Source organism: Brevibacillus sp. NSP2.1, from assembly GCF_000470975.2.
Taxonomy (GTDB): Bacteria; Bacillota; Bacilli; order Brevibacillales; family Brevibacillaceae; genus Brevibacillus; species Brevibacillus agri.
Genome location: NZ_CP048274.1, coordinates 3,115,456 through 3,132,404, shown reverse-complemented (window position 1 = coordinate 3,132,404; position 16,949 = coordinate 3,115,456). Strand labels below are relative to the sequence as shown.

Annotated in this window: 16 protein-coding genes; 14 read left to right on the top strand and 2 right to left on the bottom strand. The window is 57.2% G+C overall.

Annotation, left to right across the window (positions count from 1 at the left end; all coding sequences use genetic code 11):
- Nucleotides 1–58: 58 nt before the first annotated feature.
- From M655_RS15045 to M655_RS15025, 5 genes are all read left to right on the top strand, one after another.
- Nucleotides 59–1,126 (top strand): sulfate ABC transporter substrate-binding protein, encoded by a 1,068-nt coding sequence (locus M655_RS15045; RefSeq protein ID WP_035422688.1) that lies wholly within the window; start codon nucleotides 59–61, stop codon nucleotides 1,124–1,126.
- A gap of 40 nt (nucleotides 1,127–1,166) precedes the next feature.
- Complete coding sequence (gene cysT, locus M655_RS15040) at nucleotides 1,167–2,003, top strand: sulfate ABC transporter permease subunit CysT (RefSeq protein ID WP_007779650.1); 837 nt, start codon at nucleotides 1,167–1,169, stop codon at nucleotides 2,001–2,003.
- Between the two features lie 12 nt (nucleotides 2,004–2,015).
- Entirely contained in the window at nucleotides 2,016–2,882 is an 867-nt protein-coding gene (gene cysW, locus M655_RS15035; protein ID WP_026557115.1) for a sulfate ABC transporter permease subunit CysW, read from the top strand.
- Entirely contained in the window at nucleotides 2,879–3,994 is a 1,116-nt protein-coding gene (locus M655_RS15030; protein ID WP_026557116.1) for a sulfate/molybdate ABC transporter ATP-binding protein, read from the top strand. The genes cysW and M655_RS15030 overlap by 4 nt, the downstream gene beginning before the upstream one ends.
- A gap of 377 nt (nucleotides 3,995–4,371) precedes the next feature.
- On the top strand, nucleotides 4,372–5,985 hold the full coding sequence (locus tag M655_RS15025; protein ID WP_005833515.1) for an ABC-F family ATP-binding cassette domain-containing protein: 1,614 nt from the start codon (nucleotides 4,372–4,374) through the stop codon (nucleotides 5,983–5,985).
- A gap of 101 nt (nucleotides 5,986–6,086) precedes the next feature.
- Here M655_RS15025 and M655_RS15020 read toward each other — a convergent pair whose 3' ends face one another.
- On the bottom strand, nucleotides 6,087–6,278 hold the full coding sequence (locus tag M655_RS15020; RefSeq protein WP_005833513.1) for a hypothetical protein: 192 nt from the start codon (nucleotides 6,276–6,278) through the stop codon (nucleotides 6,087–6,089).
- Entirely contained in the window at nucleotides 6,271–7,950 is a 1,680-nt protein-coding gene (locus M655_RS15015; protein WP_026557117.1) for a PucR family transcriptional regulator, read from the bottom strand. The genes M655_RS15020 and M655_RS15015 overlap by 8 nt, the downstream gene beginning before the upstream one ends.
- Nucleotides 7,951–8,115: 165 nt before the next feature.
- Here M655_RS15015 and M655_RS15010 point away from each other — a divergent pair, with 165 nt between their 5' ends.
- From M655_RS15010 to M655_RS14970, 9 genes are all read left to right on the top strand, one after another.
- Complete coding sequence (locus tag M655_RS15010) at nucleotides 8,116–8,319, top strand: DUF3311 domain-containing protein (protein ID WP_005833510.1); 204 nt, start codon at nucleotides 8,116–8,118, stop codon at nucleotides 8,317–8,319.
- The gene (locus M655_RS15005) at nucleotides 8,316–9,809 is read left to right on the top strand and encodes a sodium:solute symporter family protein (RefSeq protein ID WP_005833509.1); all 1,494 of its coding nucleotides are present in this window, start codon (nucleotides 8,316–8,318) and stop codon (nucleotides 9,807–9,809) included. The genes M655_RS15010 and M655_RS15005 overlap by 4 nt, the downstream gene beginning before the upstream one ends.
- A 39-nt stretch (nucleotides 9,810–9,848) precedes the next feature.
- The gene (locus M655_RS15000) at nucleotides 9,849–11,471 is read left to right on the top strand and encodes an amidohydrolase (protein WP_007779635.1); all 1,623 of its coding nucleotides are present in this window, start codon (nucleotides 9,849–9,851) and stop codon (nucleotides 11,469–11,471) included.
- Nucleotides 11,468–12,736 carry a M20 family metallo-hydrolase gene (locus tag M655_RS14995; RefSeq protein ID WP_005833507.1) on the top strand — a complete coding sequence of 423 codons (1,269 nt, stop codon included), beginning with the start codon at nucleotides 11,468–11,470 and terminating at the stop codon, nucleotides 12,734–12,736. The genes M655_RS15000 and M655_RS14995 overlap by 4 nt, the downstream gene beginning before the upstream one ends.
- A 278-nt stretch (nucleotides 12,737–13,014) precedes the next feature.
- On the top strand, nucleotides 13,015–13,872 hold the full coding sequence (locus M655_RS14990) for a carbon-nitrogen hydrolase family protein (protein ID WP_005833506.1): 858 nt from the start codon (nucleotides 13,015–13,017) through the stop codon (nucleotides 13,870–13,872).
- Between the two features lie 27 nt (nucleotides 13,873–13,899).
- Nucleotides 13,900–14,568 (top strand): GNAT family N-acetyltransferase, encoded by a 669-nt coding sequence (locus M655_RS14985; protein WP_005833505.1) that lies wholly within the window; start codon nucleotides 13,900–13,902, stop codon nucleotides 14,566–14,568.
- A gap of 48 nt (nucleotides 14,569–14,616) precedes the next feature.
- A complete protein-coding gene (locus tag M655_RS14980) occupies nucleotides 14,617–15,288 on the top strand; it encodes a GNAT family N-acetyltransferase (protein ID WP_005833503.1) in 672 nt (223 codons plus the stop codon).
- 103 nt (nucleotides 15,289–15,391) lie between these two features.
- On the top strand, nucleotides 15,392–15,637 hold the full coding sequence (locus M655_RS14975) for a hypothetical protein (protein WP_005833501.1): 246 nt from the start codon (nucleotides 15,392–15,394) through the stop codon (nucleotides 15,635–15,637).
- Nucleotides 15,634–16,935, top strand: a complete 1,302-nt coding sequence (locus tag M655_RS14970; RefSeq protein ID WP_005833500.1) for a sigma-54 interaction domain-containing protein — start codon at nucleotides 15,634–15,636, stop codon at nucleotides 16,933–16,935. Before M655_RS14975 ends, M655_RS14970 begins: the two co-directional genes overlap by 4 nt.
- Nucleotides 16,936–16,949 lie beyond the last annotated feature (14 nt).

Here is a 16,949-nt window from a genome sequence, read left to right as displayed (position 1 = left end):
ACTAAGTATTCCGAGTAAAATAGTATAGATTAAAAAACAGGGAGTGAAGGTTACCAGTATGAACACCACAAAGGGCAAGATCCATTCCAGCCTGCAACGCATCGGCATCGTCGCTTTGGCTATCGCTTTGGGCGGATGCTCCGCTGCGTCGACAGGAACGGGAACAAGCGGGACAGAGGCGGGGGGCAGCGCCCAGACTGTAGAGCTGCTCAATGTCTCCTACGACCCGACGAGAGAATTTTACCAGGAGGTTAACGAGGAATTTGCCCAGGAGTGGAAGGCAAAAACCGGACAATCGGTCACGATCAAGCAGTCTCACGGTGGGTCCGGCAAGCAGTCCCGCTCCGTCATCGACGGTCTGGAGGCGGATGTCGTCACATTGGCGCTCGCCTACGACATCGACGCCATTGCCGAGCGCGAGCTGATCCCGGCCGACTGGCAAAAGAAGCTTCCGGACAACAGCTCGCCGTACACCTCGACCATCGTTTTTCTGGTGCGCAAAGGTAATCCCAAGCAGATCAAGGATTGGGACGATCTGGTCAAACCGGGCATCTCGGTCATCACGCCGAATCCGAAAACGTCCGGGGGAGCCAGATGGAACTACCTCGCTGCCTGGGGCTATGCGCTCAAGAAAAACGGGGGCGACGAGGCGAAAGCACAGGAGTTCGTGGCAGCGCTGTTCAAAAATGTCCCGGTGCTCGATTCGGGCGCGCGCGGATCGACGACTACTTTTGTCGAGCGCGGCATTGGCGACGTGCTGATCGCCTGGGAAAACGAAGCGTATCTCGCGGTGAAAGAGCTGGGCAAAGACAAATTCGAGATCGTCAATCCGTCTATCAGCATTTTGGCGGAGCCGCCTGTCACCGTCGTCGACAAGTACGCGGAAAAGCACAAGACTAAGGAAGTCGCCGAAGCGTACCTGCAATTCCTCTACACGAAAAAAGGCCAGGAAATCGCGGCGAAGCACTACTACCGTCCGCGCTCCGAAGAGGTGCTCAAGGCACATACACCTGCGTTTCCTGAAATCGAAATGTTCACAATAGACGAACTGTTCGGCGGTTGGACGAAGGCGCAGCAAATCCATTTCTCCGACCAGGGCGTCTTCGATCAGCTTTACAAACCGTAATCGCCCATAAACATATCTTGCCATCAGAGGAGTTAGCTCCATGAGAAAACTATTTTCGCGCAGGGGGTTTTTGCCGGGCTTCGGGATCACGATGGGCTACACCATTGTTTACTTGAGCCTCTTGGTGCTGATCCCCCTGTCCGTCCTGTTTTTAAAAGCTTCCACCTTGAGCTGGGAGCAGTTCGTAGGCACGATTCTCGATACGCGCGTGCTCGCCTCGATACGCGTCAGCATTCTCACTTCCTTTTTTGCCGCCTGTGTCAATGCGGTATTCGGCGTGCTGGTCGCTTGGGTGTTGACCCGCTACCAGTTTGCCGGAAAACGTATTATTGACGGCATTGTCGATCTTCCGTTTGCCTTGCCGACAGCGGTAGGCGGGATTGCGCTCACCTCGATCTACGCCGAAAACGGGTGGATCGGGCAGTATTTGGCGGAGTGGGGGATCAAAGTGGCGTACACGCCGATCGGCATTTGGGTGGCGTTGACGTTTATCGGTCTTCCGTTTGTCGTGCGGACGGTGCAGCCTGTTTTGCAGGACTGGGATTTGCAGATGGAGGAAGCAGCCGCGACGCTGGGGGCGACACGCTTTCGCACGTTTACCCGCGTCATCTTGCCCCATTTGCTCCCGGCGATCATCACCGGCTTTGCCCTCGCTTTTGCCCGAGCGCTCGGCGAGTACGGTTCTGTCGTCTTTATTTCCGGCAATATGCCGCTCAAGACAGAAATTGTGCCGCTGCTCATTATGACAAAGCTGGAGCAGTTCGACTACGCGGGCGCGACGGCGATCGCGACGGTCATGCTCGTCGCCTCGTTTGTCATGTTACTGATAATTAACTACTTGCAATGGAGGATTAACAAATTCGATGCGGCACGATAGAGGGTGTGACCAATGAAGCATGTAACAGAGCCAGCCTACGTGCGCTGGAGCTTGATCGCAGTTGCTTTTCTGTTTCTCGGCCTGTTTCTCATCCTGCCGCTGATTGCCGTGTTCACCGAGGCGTTCAAGCAAGGGGCAGACGTGTTTTTCGCCGCCATTTCCGACCCGGAAACGCTGTCGGCGGTCAAACTGACGCTATTGGTCGCCGCGATCAGCGTGCCGTTGAACGTCACGTTTGGCATCGCTGCCGCGTGGACGATCGCGAAGTTTTCGTTTCGCGGCAAAAATGTGCTGCTGACCCTGATTGACTTGCCGTTTGCGGTGTCGCCTGTCATCGCCGGGCTGATTTTCGTTCTTTTGTTCGGCAGCCAGGGAATTGCAGCGCCGTGGCTGGCTGCGCTTGACCTGAAAATCATCTTCGCCGTGCCGGGCATCGTGCTGGCGACGACTTTTGTGACGTTTCCGTTTGTCGCCCGCGAGCTGATTCCCGTGATGGAGGCGCAGGGCAAGGACGAAGAGGAAGCGGCCGTGTCGCTCGGGGCGAGCGGCTGGAAAACGTTTTGGCGCGTCACGATGCCGAATGTGAAGTGGGGCATTTTGTACGGCGTCATTCTCTGCAATGCCCGGGCGATGGGCGAATTTGGCGCTGTCTCGGTCGTTTCCGGCCATATTCGCGGCATGACCAACACGCTGCCTTTGCACGTGGAGATTTTGTACAACGAATACCAGTTCGCTGCGGCTTTCGCGGTCGCGACGCTTCTCGCTGTGTTGGCACTGGTTACGCTCGTTTTGAAAAGCGTGATTGAGTGGAAAACGGAGCGACAGTCCGAGGGGGAAGAGGAACATCACTTTGACGTGTCAGGAGAGAGGGCAGGATGAGCATTGAGGTTGTCAACATTACGAAGACATACAAAAACTTTACCGCGCTGCAAAATGTCAATTTGCACATACCCGAGGGCGAGCTGGTTGCGCTCTTGGGTCCGTCCGGCTCCGGCAAGACGACCTTGCTCCGGCTGATCGCCGGACTGGAGCAGTCGCAGCAGGGGCGCATCCTGTTCAACGGCGAGGACAATACGGACCGGGACGTGCGCGAGCGCCAGGTGGGCTTTGTGTTCCAGCATTACGCCCTGTTTCGGCACATGAACATTTTCGACAACCTCGCTTTCGGTCTTACTGTCCGTCCCCGCAAAACAAGGCCGAGCAAAAGAGAGATTCACGAAAAAGTGCATTCCCTGCTCCGGCTGGTTCAATTGGAGGGGCTTGCCCATCGCTATCCTTCGCAGTTGTCCGGGGGACAGCGGCAGCGTGTCGCGCTGGCCAGAGCGCTTGCGGTGGAGCCGAAATTTTTGCTGCTGGATGAGCCGTTTGGCGCATTGGACACGAAAGTCAGGCAGGAGCTGCGGCGCTGGCTGCGCCATTTGCACGGAAAGCTCGGCTTGACGATTTTGTTTGTGACGCACGACCAGGAAGAGGCGATGGAGCTGGCAGACCGCGTCGTCGTCATGAACGAAGGCAGAGTGGAGCAGGTAGGCTCCCCCGAAGAAATTTACCACAAGCCCGCCAATCCGTTTGTCTACAGCTTCCTCGGCCGCGTCAATCTGTTCCACGGGCGGATTCAAAACGGGCGGATCAAGCTGGGGGAAGCGGAGTTCGAGGCGGAGCACGATGTCGGCGAGGGGCCAGCCGTCGGCTACATGCGTCCGCATGACGTGGAAGTGTCGCTGCATCCGCCAAAATCGTCCGCAGCGACAGCCGTTCAGGCGCAAACCGAGCGGATTACCTTGCTCGGGCCGATCGTCCGTCTGGAATTGAAGCGGCTGGATACGAAGGAAGTGTTTGAAGCGGAAATGAGCCGGCAGCGGTTTTTGGAACTGAACGTCGTCGAAGGCGGAACCGTGTACGTGACGCTGCACAACGTGTCCATTTTTGTGGACAACGCGCCAGCGATCAAGCCAACGCGGGCGTACGTCCCGCAGCAAGTGAGCATTTGAGCGGTAGTTGCGCGACAAAACGAATGCGAAACCGGCTTGCCCAAACAGGCAGGCCGGTTTTCGCTGGGAAGGGCACGGTTATTCGCCGCGTTGCTTGGAGCGCGTCTCTTCTTTGCCCACTGTTGTCGAAGAACGCGTCTGGGAAGGATTTTCTTTTTTGCCCATCTCGTTTTTGACTCCGTTGTGCTTGGACATCGTCACGACCTCTTTCTTCGTTAGGATGGACGTACAGTGGTAGCTTTCCCGCTTCCGCCGCAATCCATGTGGGGGAGTCCGTTTTGGCCGCGCTTCGCGGCATCTGCTTTTCTTTTGCAATATGAGGCTATCTCTGGTAAGATAAGTGTTTGAACGATTCAAAAAAGGCAGGTATTGCGACGATGATAAGCACTCAGAACGTGACGCTGCGCTACGGCAAACGCGCACTGTTTGAAGATGTATCCATTAAGTTTACCCCTGGTAACTGTTACGGCCTCATCGGTGCGAACGGTGCGGGGAAATCTACGTTTCTCAAGATCCTCTCCGGAGAGATCGAACCGACGAGCGGACACGTTTCGGTGACACCAGGCGAGCGTATCGCTGTGTTGAAGCAGAACCACTTCGAGTTTGACGAGTACGATGTACTGAAAACAGTCATTATGGGTCACAAGCGCCTGTACGAGATTATGGAAGAAAAAACGGCGCTCTACATGAAAGAAGACTTCTCCGAAGAGGACGGCAACCGCGCCTCTCAACTGGAAGGCGAGTTTGAAGAGCTGAACGGCTGGATGGCGGAAGCGGATGCGGCGAGCCTTTTGATCGGTCTGGGCATCCCGACCGACCTGCACGACAAGCTGATGAAAGACCTGTCCGGTACGGAAAAAGTACGGGTACTGCTCGCGCAAGCGCTGTTTGGCAACCCGCACATCCTGCTTTTGGATGAGCCGACAAACCACTTGGATATCGAGTCGATTCGCTGGCTGGAAAACTTCCTGGCCGATTATGAAAACACCGTCATCGTCGTTTCCCATGACCGTCACTTCCTGAACAAAGTGTGTACGCACATTGCGGATATCGACTTCGGCAAAATTCAAATGTACGTAGGGAACTACGACTTCTGGTACGAATCCAGCCAGCTCGCGCTGAAGATGGTTCGTGAGCAGAACAAGAAAAAAGAAGAAAAGATGAAGGAGCTCCAGGAGTTCATCGCGCGCTTCTCCGCGAATGCTTCCAAGTCGAAGCAAGCGACCTCGCGCAAAAAGCTGTTGGAGAAAATTACGCTGGAAGACATCCGTCCGTCCAGCCGCAAATATCCGTTCATCAACTTCAAGCCGGAGCGCGAGGCGGGCAAAAACTTGCTGGCGATCGAAGGCTTGAGCAAGACCGTAGAAGGCGAAAAGCTGTTTGAAAACCTCCATCTGGTCATCAACAAAGGCGACAAGGTAGCGTTTGTCGGACCAAACGAGCTGGCGAAAACGACCTTCTTCCAAATTTTGATGGGCGAAGTACAGCCGGACAGCGGCTCTTTTGAATGGGGCGTCACCACTTCCCGCGCGTACTTCCCGAAAGACAACGCAGAGTACTTCGACACCGATTTGAGCCTCGTGGATTGGCTGCGTCAATACTCCAAGGAGCAGGACGAGACGTTTATTCGCGGATTCCTCGGCCGCATGCTGTTCTCCGGCGACGAAGCGCTGAAAAAAGCGAACGTGCTGTCCGGGGGCGAAAAAGTTCGCTGCATGCTGTCCAAAATGATGCTGGCTGGCGCCAACGTGCTGATTATGGACGAACCGACGAACCACTTGGATCTGGAATCGATCACAGCGTTGAACAACGGCTTGATCGACTTTGAAGGAACACTGCTGTTCGTCTCCCACGACCATCAGTTCGTGCAAACCATCGCCAACCGGATCATCGAGTTCACTCCTAAGGGCGTTATCGACAAGATGATGACCTACGACGAGTACCTCGACAGCGAAGAGATCAAGCGCCTGCGCGAAGAGCACTACGCGTAAAAGCGACGGTTTCTTACGTTCACAGGAAAACGCAAAACCCGTGTCCTATGCACCATTCGTTGTGCCGGACACGGGTTTTTGGCGTGCGAAAAAGCACACTGTTACGGGGCGGGCGGCTCGTCCTCCAACAACTCCACTTTGCTCAAAAACGACTCTTTGCTCGAAAAGATAACGCGTTCCTTGCGCGGAGCCGTAAAAAAGACGACGATGTACTGGTCGTCGATGTATTCGACGATTCCGCGTTTTTTCGGGCGTTCTCTCGTTTTCACAGGCTTGTTCAACCACTCATCCATGCAAATTCCCCCTACGTCTCTCTTTTGCCATTATACCAGCTTCCGCTTGCGGATACCCGATCGATTGCACTGTCATGGCGATGCGCAGCAGCAGTTGGTCATGGCCGTTTTCCGGGTCCAGCCCGGACAGCTCGCGGATGAGTGCCAGCCGGTACTTGATCGTATTTTTGTGGACGAACAACTGCGCGGCTGCTTCGGCATGATTGCCGTCCGCCTGCAAAAAGACTTGGAGCGTCTGCAAGAGCTGGCCGTTTTTCTCCCGGTCGTACTCCCTGATCCGGCCCAAGTATTCTCTAGCCAAAGAGGATGCTTCCGTGCCGGGCTGCTCCGCAAACAGGATGCGCTCCAGCCCGAGGTCGTGGAAGTCGACGACGACGGTGTTGGCCGCGGCGGATGCGGAACTGCCGCGCAGCGCCGTCCGAAAGCTGATTTGCGCCTCGCGGTAGCTCTGGACGATGCCTGCCCGTCCAGAATGAAAGCGGCCCAGCCCGACGAACACAGGCTGCTGCCAGGCAAACGAGCGCACGGCTTCGAGCACTTGCCGCATGCTGCCTACAGCCTCTGCGGTTTCTGCTGCGGTCGGCACGAGCAAAACGACGCGATTGTGCTGATCGAGCCCGAAGAGGATCGCCAGGTCGAGAGAAGACAGGAGAGGGCGGAGAGCTTCCAGCAAACCGTGATTTTCGGTCCAGTTTTCGATGCCTGTGCGCTCGTGCGGGGACACTCCCATGACGACGACGGTATAGTGGTCCGCGAGCTTCCAGCCGACCTCATCCGCTTTTCGCGTAAGCACGTCTTGCGCATGAATCTCGCCGCCGAGAAGAAGCTGCAAAAAATCGTTGCGGAAGCGCTGATACGTCTCGGCGACAGAGCGCATGCGCTCCATTTCCAGCGACAGCAAGGCCGCGCTTTGCTCGATGGCGACCTTTTCCCACGCGTGCAGCTCCCGGTCCATTTGCCCCACAACAATCGCGCCCTGCACCTTCTGCTCGTGCAGCAGCCACCGGATGGGATAGCCATTGGCGCTTTTGGCGAGCGGGTGCATGCCCAGATGGCGGGAAGCGGTTTGTCCAAACTTTTGGCCGATCTCCGAGTCGGCGGGGAATGCTTCGGGCGGCGACTCCCACTTCCATTTGCAGCCAGGCACTTGAATGGAGACGGGGGCTTGCAACAGGTCGTGCAGCAGTTCAGCCAGCTTGGAAACCGGATCTCCGGCGGTCAGGTGGCGATGAAACCGCTCGTAAATGGCGTGTGTGCGGTTGAGTTCGATGCGCTGTTTGTCGTTGATGTATTGCACGACGGGCACGATGACATCTGACCATGCTTTTTCCATCGGAAAAGACAGGATCGGCATTTGCCTGTTTTGCGCGTAGGCGAGGACGGCAGGGGGCAGGCTCTCGATGTAGCGGCCGAGCTTGATCGCAAGTCCCGGCGTTCCCGTCTCGACCAGTTCGTCGATCAGTCGGGTCAGCCCTTCCTCGCATGAATCTTTTTGCGTCAAAAACGGGAAGCCTGTCGTCAGCACAAATTCGCCGGGCCGCAGCCAGCGGTGCCCGTCGGGAGAGTCAAACGAAGTAACCCCGAGCAGCTCTCTGTCGAGAAACTCTTCCCCCGCCAGCACGGCGTTTTTTGCAAAGCCCCCAACCTGTATCAGTTCACGGACTGTTATCACGCTACTTCCCCCCCGGTGTTCCATTTTTTATCAGCACAAACAAAAGCTTGCTCTGTTTTCTGGTCATTTGCACAAAGGAGAAAATTGAATTTTTCGATAATAATAGAGTACATGTCCAAAGCGCGCGCAGGCAATGGGACAAATCGAGTAAACAGGGGGATTTGCATGAAAGCAAGAGATTGGCTTGGGGTCGTGCCGTTTGTCGGCATGCTTGGCGGGATACCTTTTGTCAACCGGGTGGAGCCGTATGTGCTTGGGATGCCATTTGTCCTGTTCTGGATTGTGTTGTGGGTGGTGCTGATCTCTGTCGTCATGGCGATTTTGAACAAAATCGATCCGGCGACAAAAGAGGAGGAGAGCTCATCATGAACAGCGCCCTCTTGATTATTTTTGCCTTTCTGCTGCTGGCGTTCTACTCCGGGATTCGCGCGCGACAAGGAAAAGACATGAACATGGAGCAATGGACGGTTGGCGGCAGAGGCTTTGGCTCTATCTTTATTTTCCTGTTGGTGGCGGGGGAAATTTATACGACCTTTACGTTCCTTGGCGGAAGCGGCTGGGCCTACTCCAAAGGAGCGCCTTCCTACTACGTCCTGTCCTACATCTCGCTTGCCTACGTCATTTCCTACTGGCTACTGCCTCCGATCTGGCGCTATGCCAAAGAACACAGACTCGTCTCCCAATCCGATTTTTTTGTGAGCAAATACAACAGCCCGATCCTGGGCATTCTCGTGGCCGCCGTTGGCGTCGTCGCGATCATCCCGTACCTCGTGCTGCAATTTAAAGGGCTTGGCATTATCGTCTCGGAAGCTTCTTACGGGACGATCTCGCCAGCAGCCGCTGTTTGGCTCGGCGTGATCGCGGTCACTATCTACGTGATGCTGTCCGGCATTCACGGCTCGGCCTGGACGGCAGCGATCAAGGACATCATGATCTTTTTCGTCGTCGTCTTTCTCGGGATTTACTTGCCGTACCACTACTACGGCGGCATTCAGCCGATGTTCGAAGCGGTGCAGGCGGCGAATCCGGGCTTTCTGACCTTTCCGGAAGAAGGGCTCAGCATTTCCTGGTACATTTCCACCGTACTCATTACGGTTTTCGGCTTTTATATGTGGCCGCATACGTTCGGCTCGGTCTTTTCGGCCAAGAATGAAAATGTTTTCCGCAAAAATACGATCATGCTGCCGCTCTACACCTTGATGCTCTTGTTTGTGTTTTTCGTCGGCTTTACCGCGATCCTGCAAGTTCCCGGCTTGCAAGGGGCAGACGGGGATTTGTCTTTGCTACGGCTGTCGCTTACAACGTTTGACCCGTGGATCGTCGGCATCATCGGGGCGGCGGGGCTGCTGACGGCGCTCGTGCCCGGCTCCATGCTGCTGATGACAGGGGCGACGCTTTTGGCGAAAAACGTGTACAAGGTGATGGCGCCTGCCACGACGGATGCCCAGATCGCGAAGACGGCAAAACTGCTCGTGCCAGTTATCTCTCTGGTTTCTCTCTACTTTACGCTCGGCGGCGGCGACACGCTCGTAACCTTGCTGTTGATGGGCTACAGCCTGGTGACCCAGTTGTTCCCGGCGCTGTTGTTCAGCTTGCCGAAGCAGCCCTGGGTGAACAAATACGGGGCGTTCGCCGGCATTCTCGCAGGGGTGGCGACGGTGGCTTATGTCACGGTGGCGAACGTGACGCTGGCGACAATGTTCCCGCATTGGCCGTCCGCGATTAAAGATTTGAACATCGGGGTAGTGGCGCTGCTCGTCAACATCGTCGTCATGTTTGCCGTGACAGCGGTAACGAGAAGCATGGCTGTCGGTGAGCATCAGGCGGCGAAAGCAGAAGGGACGCCTACGCTGGAATAGCGCGCAAGGCAACGTGAAAAAACGAATGGGGGAAGCAACATGGCAGATACCGTTTTTCTCAATGGACATGTGGTGACCGTGGATGCGCAGGACCGGATCGCAGAAGCGGTCGCGATCAAAGGCAACCGGATTGTCGCTGTCGGCACAACCGAACAGATCAAAAAGCTGATCGAGCCAGAGACAAACATCATCGACCTGGAAGGCAAAAGCCTTTTGCCCGGCTTTATCGACGCGCACTTGCACATCACGATCTACGGCACGAACAAGCTCGGCGTGGACTGCAAGGCGCGCGGCATCCGCTCGATCGAGGAACTGCTCGCGGCGCTCAGGGAGCGGGCGGAAACAACGCCGGAGGGCGAATGGGTGAGAGCGTGCGGGTTCGACGAAAACTTGATGATCGAGCAGCGCTATCCGACCCGTGCCGAACTGGATGCGGTGTCGGGCAAGCATCCGATCTTCGTCATGCGGACGTGCGCCCACCACAGTGTCGCAAACAGCCGGGCATTGGAGCGCGCCGGCTACGACAAACAGACGCCGGACCCGCAGGGCGGCCGGATCGACCGCGACGGGCAGGGCGAATTGACAGGCTTTTTGGTCGAGACGGCCCACATGAAAATGTTTGAGCTGGCCGCTTTTTCCGAAGCGGAGTACAAAGAGGGGCTGCGCCTCGCCTCCGAAGATTTTGTGGCGGCTGGCATCACCAGCGTTCACGACGCAGGCGGGTACGGGCCGGACAACTATCGGGCGATGCAAAAGGCGGTGCAGGCAGGCGACGTCAAGGTGCGCATTTACGCGATCATTTGCGCCCTGAATCAGTCGGAGGACTTCGTGCGGCGGATGATCGACGCGGGAATGGTCACGGGAACGGGCGACGAGCGCTTTCGCATCGGCCCGGCGAAGGTGTTTACCGATGGAGCGAGCATTGCGCCGACGATGGCGATGCGCAAGCCGTTTGACAGCCGTCCCGGCGATTGCGGAATTCTCTACTATGAACAGGACGAGTTGAATACGATTTTGGGAGAGGCACATGCCAAAGGCTTTCAGATTACCGCGCATGCCCAGGGGGATCGCGCAATCGACATGCTCTTGACCTGCTTTGAAACCGCGCTGGCCGCGCATCCGCGTAAGAACCACCGCCACCGGATCGAGCATGCGGGCGTCTCGTCGCCGGACTTACTTGCGCGAATGGCCCGACTGGGCGTTGTGCCGATCCCGAACCCGGCGTTCATTTACGATCACGGCGATTCGTACGTCAAAAACATCGGGGAACGGGTCGGGCACATGTTTCCCGCGCGCGGGCAGGCTGATCTTGGCATCATCGCGGCAGGGGCATCGGACTGCCCGGTGACCGATTTCAACCCGCTGATCGGCATTCACGCCGCGGTCAACCGACGGAGCAAAACAGGCCAGCCAGTCGGGACCAACCAGCGCGTCACCGTCATGGAAGCGATCCGCATGTTCACCTGGAACGGCGCGTACGCCAGCTTCGAGGAGGGGATCAAGGGCAGCATTGAGCCGGGCAAGCTGGCCGATCTCGTGGTGCTGAACGGCAACATTTTGTCCCACCCGCACGAGCGCATCAAAGAACTGAAGGTCGAACAGACGATGATTGACGGCAAGATCGTTTACCAAAGTCAGGATGAGGAGGTTTTGAAGGCATGAACGTAAAAGCGAGAGTGCTTACGATCAACGAAGAGCGGCTGCGAAAGCGGATCGAAGCTTTGGCCCAGATCGGGAAAATCGGCGAGACGGGTGTATGTCGGCTGGCCCTGTCCCCGGAGGATCGCGCTGGCGTGGAGCTGGTGCGCTCCTGGATGGAGGAAGCGGGGCTGTCTGCCCGGCTGGACCACTTCGGCAACCTGATCGGGCGACTGGCTGGCCAAAACCCGGCTGCGCCCGTCCTGATGATCGGCTCGCACATTGATTCCCAGCCGTACGGCGGCAGGTATGACGGCGTAATCGGCGTATTGGGCGGTCTGGAGGTCGCCCAGACGCTGCGCGAGCAAGGCATCGTCCCCAAGCAGCCGATTGAGGTAGTGGCGTTTTGCGACGAGGAAGGCTGCCGTTTTCAAAAAGGCTTGTTCGGCTCAAAAGGAATCCTCGGGCAGCTCGACCCGCAAGACCTGGAGCGCACCGACAAAAGCGGCGTGACGCGCAGGGAGGCGCTCGCAGCGTTCGGCTGCGACCCCGAGCGCCTGGCCGAATCGGTCTATCCCGCAGGCAGCATCGGCGCCTATCTGGAGCTGCACATCGAGCAAGGGCCAGTTCTCGACGATGCCAACGAGCCGATCGGCATCGTGTCGGCGATCTCGGGCCCGCTGTGGTGGACGGTCGAGCTGACGGGCTTTGCCGGACATGCCGGATCGGTGCCGATGCCGATGCGCAAAGACGCGCTGGTCGGAGCGGCCAAAGTCATTCTCGCGGTAAACGAGCTGGCCCGGCTAGACCCGGAGGCGCCGACGGTAGGCACGGTAGGCCACCTGGAGGTGTTCCCGGATTCCCGCAACATCATCCCTGAGCGGGTGCGCTTTTCCGTCGATTTGCGCGACATTGATCTCGTGCGGCGGGACGAGCGGGAAAAAGCGCTGCGCGAGGCGATTGCCCGTGCGGCGGCAGAGGGCGGCTTGCAGTACACGATTACGGAGGACACGAACAGCGACCCGCGCTATTGCGCGGACTGGATCAAGGCGATCATGCACGAGGAGAGCCGTGCGCTGGGCATTTCCGCCCGCGAACTGATGAGCGGCCCGTTCCACGATGCGCTGGCTCTTTCGTACGTGTGCGACTACGGCATGATTTTTGTCCGCTGCAAGGACGGGATCAGCCATAATCCGCAGGAATTTTCCACCTATGAAGACATCGCGCTCGGGACGGAGCTGCTGTACAAGACGGCCTTGCGCATGAGCGGCACGAACAGCGGCATGTAAAAAGCTTCTGCCGGTACTCGCGCGCAACTCCCGGCGGGACGGTGTTTCGCTGCATGAAGGCGGTCAGTCGCCCGGTCACGAAGTACATTGCTGCACCCCCGTTTTTTTGGCGAGGGCATTTCCGCGTTTGTTGACCGAAAAAGAGTCGCCTGTCCGAAGGGGCAGGTGACTCTTCTGTTGCCTTTGGCCAAGTTTGCTGTGCGGCATATTGCAAGAGAGACTTTCTCGATCATTTTTGATATATTTTAGGCATATGGAAAAAAGGAAGGAAGAATGCCATGAAAATGCGCGTCTCAGCAGTGCAGTACCATCTGCATACGATACATAGCTTTGAAGATTTTGCAAATCAGGTTGAGCACTACGTCCGAAACGCCCAGGAGTACGACGCCGAGTTTTTGCTGTTTCCTGAATTGTTTACTACCCAACTCATGTCCATCGGCGACGAACACGGAAATGCTTTGCCGATCACGGCACTGCCGTCGTTCACCGAGCGGTATGTGCAGTTGTTTTCTTCCCTCGCGGCCAAGTACGACATGCACCTCATCGGCGGCACGCACATTATCGAGGAAAACGGCAAGCTGTACAACACCGCCTTTTTGTTCTATCCGGACGGACGGGTGGGCCAGCAAAAGAAAATCCACATCACGCCATGGGAAGTCAAAGGCTGGAACATGGGCGCGGGCGACTCGCTGCAAATTTTCGAGACCGACAAAGGCAAGGTCGCGCTGATTATTTGCTACGACATCGAGTTCCCCGAGTGGGTGCGCATCGCCAAGGCGCGCGGAGCGGACGTCATTTTCTGTCCGTCCTGCACCGACGACCGCCACGCTTTCCACCGCGTGCGCTACACGAGCCATGCGCGCACGATCGAAAACCAGGTGTACGTCGTTCTGACAGGGACGGTAGGCTCGCTGCCGACCGTCGACTTTATGCGTGCCAACTTCGGGCAGGCCGCGATTTTGACGCCGAACGATGTGCCGTTCCCGCCTCGCGGAGTGCTCGCCGAGGGCGAAATCAACCAGGACATGCTCGTGACCGCCGATCTCGACCTGTCGCTTTTGTACGAGGTGCGGGAAAAAGGCTCGGTCACCACCTGGCGCGACCGTCGCACAGACCTGTATCCCGATTGGAGCTAGCATACCGCGAACGGACGGAGGATGGATATGTACCGCAAAGAGCTGTATGTGTTTGAAGGGGACAAGCCGCGCAAGGCCGTCATCCGCAACTACAACCGCTCCGACTTTTTCGAGCTGATCCAGATTCAGGCGGAAAGCTTCCCGCCGCCGTTTCCATCCGAGCTGTGGTGGAACCAGGAGCAGCTCACCAACCACATTACGCTGTTTCCCGAGGGCGCGATTTGCGTGGAGGTGGACGGCGTGCTGGCAGGCTCGATGACCGGGCTGCTCGTGCCGTTCGATCCAGCGCACCCGGAGCACCAGTGGGCGGATGTGACCGACAACGGCTACATTCGCAACCACGATCCGGACGGGGACACGCTGTACATAGTCGACATTTGCATCCGGCCGAGTCACCGCAAGCTCGGACTCGGACAGCTCATGATGCAGGCGATGTACGAGCTGGTCGTGCAAAAAGGCTTGAAGCGGCTCTTGGGCGGCGGCAGAATGCCTGGCTACGGCCGCTACGCTGGCGAGTGGACGCCAGAGCAATACGTCGAGCGCGTGGTCGCCGGAGAGGTCAAAGACCCGGTCATCACGTTTCTCATGCGCTGTGGCCGTGTGCCCGTGCAAATTGTGCCGAACTATTTGGAGGACGAAGAGTCCCGCAACTACGCCGTGCTGATGGAGTGGAAAAACCCGTTTCTGGCACGCTAGGCGACAGACGATACACCGATTTTCTCACGCTCAGGAGGATGGATCCCGATGGAATTTGTACGCATTCAACATATTGACAACCCGCTGTTTGCGAAAATGCACCGTTTGATGCAGGAAGTTTTCCCGCCAGAAGAGGTTTTGGACTACGACCTGTGGAAAGAGCCGCTCGAAGACCCGGGCATTCGCGTGTTTGTCGCGGTGCATGAAGGAGAAGTAGTCGGAGCCACCGAATACCGTTACTATCCCGACCTGAACGTCGCGATGACCGACTTTACGATTATCGGGCGGGAAGGGCTTGGCGTAGGCCGTTTTCTGGCGAGAGAGCGGCAAAAAGACCTGCTCGCGCTTGCAAAGGAAAACGGCAAGGAGCTGTACGGCATGTTTGCCGAAATTTACGATCCGTACCGCGTGGAGGAGCACAGCTTTGGCGGCATCAAGCCGATGGACCCGTTCGTGCGCCGCGAAGTTCTCTCCCACCTGGGCTACAAGCGCACGAATATCGCCTATGTGCACCCATCCTGGCAAAACGATGGCGAGGCCGTATCGGGGCTGGACCTTGGCTTCATGCCGACGAATGAAGAGCAGACGAGCCTGGAGGCAGAGTTGATCGTCACTTTCCTCAAACGCTATTACGCCGTGCTGCCGCAAAAGCCGCAAGCGTGGCTGGACATGGTGGCAGAGCTTGAGAGCAAGGAAAGCGTAGAGCTTCTCCCGATCTAAACGAATCAGACAGCACGAACCGACACTCCTGTGGAGCTACTCATCCTGGCTTCACGGGAGTTTTTCTTCTCCCATCCGATAAGGCCAGACAGGAGTGACAAGAGTGAACGCGCAAAATCTCGCATCGATTCTTCTTTACATGGCCGTCCTGTTCCATCTGCTCGGCATGAGCGGCTGGGTCCAGGCGAAGCTGTCCCAGCCGATTCAGCTCGCGACGCTCGGACTCATGCTTGCGGCTTTGTTTGCGCTGCGCAAAAAGAAGCGCAAGACGAGACGCCGGGCGAGAAAGCCGCCAGCCGAAGTGGCTGTCATGCTGGACCGGGCGGAGGAAGGGGAGGCAGGAAAATGATCGGCGACATTCACATTCAGGCGATCCTCGACGCCTCGCATGACGGCATTATCGCGGTCGACCACGACTATACGATCATCTGGGTCAACCAGAATGCGACGGAAATACTCGGCTTGCCGCCAAACGTCGTCGGGGAGAAAATTACCCGCTACATCCCCAACTCGGACATGCTGCGCATTTTGGCAACCGGAAAAAAAGAAATCGGCGACATCGCCACCGTCCTGAATCGGCAAATCATCATCAACCGCCTGCCGATTGTGGTGGAAGGAGAGGTCGTCGGGGCCGTCTCGACGTTCAAGGAAATTACGGACATTCAAAAGATGGAGCTGCGCATCCGCAAGCAAAGCATGGAAAGCGGGCTGGAAGCCAAGTTTCGGCTGGAGGATATCGTCGGCCAGTCCAAAGCGATGCGCGAGGCGAAGGAATGGGCAGAAACTTTTGCCAGAACGGATGCCACCGTGCTGATCCAGGGCGAGACCGGGACGGGCAAGGAGCTGTTTGCGCAGGGCATTCATTTGAGCAGCCAGCGGGCGACAGGTCCGTTTATCGCGGTCAATTGCGCCGCGCTCCCCGGAAACCTGCTGGAAAGCGAGCTGTTCGGATACGAGGAAGGGGCGTTTACAGGCGCGCGAAAAGGCGGGAAGCCCGGCCTGTTCGAGCTGGCGCACGGCGGAACGCTGTTTCTCGACGAGATCGGGGAAATGTCGATCACGATTCAGGCGCTGCTGCTGCGCGTCCTCCAGGAGAAAAAGGTGCGCCGGATCAGCGGCGAGCGGATCGTCCCGGTCGATGTGCGGATTATCGCGGCGACCAACCGCAATCTGGAACAACTGATGGCGGAAAAGCTGTTTCGCTCGGACCTGTACTACCGGCTGAACGTGTTGACGCTGGAGCTGCCGCCGTTGCGCGAGCGCACGGAAGACATCCCGCTGTTGATGGAGGCGATCATGGAGGAAATCGCGCAGCGCGGCGACAGGCGACTACAGGGAGTGGACGAGTCTGTGTACCGGTTTCTTGCGCAATACGACTGGCCGGGCAATGTCCGCGAACTGCGCAATGTGGTCGAACGCATGGTGCTGCTGTGCAAAAGCGACCGTCTCGGACTGGAGGACACGTTGTTTTTGGCGAAAAAGCTCGCCCAGCGCAACGCCTTCCGGCAGCAGGAGCAAGACGAAGCAGAGGTAATCAGGAAGGTTTTGGAAATGACAAAAGGAAACAAGGGCGAGGCAGCGAAGTTGTTGGGGATGGATCGCACGACTCTGTGGAGAAAAATGAAGAAATATGGCGAAGTAGACTGATGTTGCAACAGCAA

What these genes read in the sequence shown, in the direction of transcription:
- M655_RS15000 (WP_007779635.1), top strand. Translation starts at nt 9,849, where the DNA reads ATGGCAGATACCGTTTTTCTCAATGGACATGTGGTGACCGTGGATGCG.
- cysW (WP_026557115.1), top strand. Translation starts at nt 2,016, where the DNA reads ATGAAGCATGTAACAGAGCCAGCCTACGTGCGCTGGAGCTTGATCGCA.
- M655_RS14985 (WP_005833505.1), top strand. Translation starts at nt 13,900, where the DNA reads ATGTACCGCAAAGAGCTGTATGTGTTTGAAGGGGACAAGCCGCGCAAG.
- M655_RS14995 (WP_005833507.1), top strand. Translation starts at nt 11,468, where the DNA reads ATGAACGTAAAAGCGAGAGTGCTTACGATCAACGAAGAGCGGCTGCGA.
- M655_RS15020 (WP_005833513.1), bottom strand. Translation starts at nt 6,278, where the DNA reads ATGGATGAGTGGTTGAACAAGCCTGTGAAAACGAGAGAACGCCCGAAA.
- M655_RS14990 (WP_005833506.1), top strand. Translation starts at nt 13,015, where the DNA reads ATGAAAATGCGCGTCTCAGCAGTGCAGTACCATCTGCATACGATACAT.
- M655_RS15030 (WP_026557116.1), top strand. Translation starts at nt 2,879, where the DNA reads ATGAGCATTGAGGTTGTCAACATTACGAAGACATACAAAAACTTTACC.
- M655_RS15025 (WP_005833515.1), top strand. Translation starts at nt 4,372, where the DNA reads ATGATAAGCACTCAGAACGTGACGCTGCGCTACGGCAAACGCGCACTG.
- M655_RS15005 (WP_005833509.1), top strand. Translation starts at nt 8,316, where the DNA reads ATGAACAGCGCCCTCTTGATTATTTTTGCCTTTCTGCTGCTGGCGTTC.
- M655_RS15010 (WP_005833510.1), top strand. Translation starts at nt 8,116, where the DNA reads ATGAAAGCAAGAGATTGGCTTGGGGTCGTGCCGTTTGTCGGCATGCTT.
- M655_RS15045 (WP_035422688.1), top strand. Translation starts at nt 59, where the DNA reads ATGAACACCACAAAGGGCAAGATCCATTCCAGCCTGCAACGCATCGGC.
- M655_RS14980 (WP_005833503.1), top strand. Translation starts at nt 14,617, where the DNA reads ATGGAATTTGTACGCATTCAACATATTGACAACCCGCTGTTTGCGAAA.
- M655_RS14970 (WP_005833500.1), top strand. Translation starts at nt 15,634, where the DNA reads ATGATCGGCGACATTCACATTCAGGCGATCCTCGACGCCTCGCATGAC.
- cysT (WP_007779650.1), top strand. Translation starts at nt 1,167, where the DNA reads ATGAGAAAACTATTTTCGCGCAGGGGGTTTTTGCCGGGCTTCGGGATC.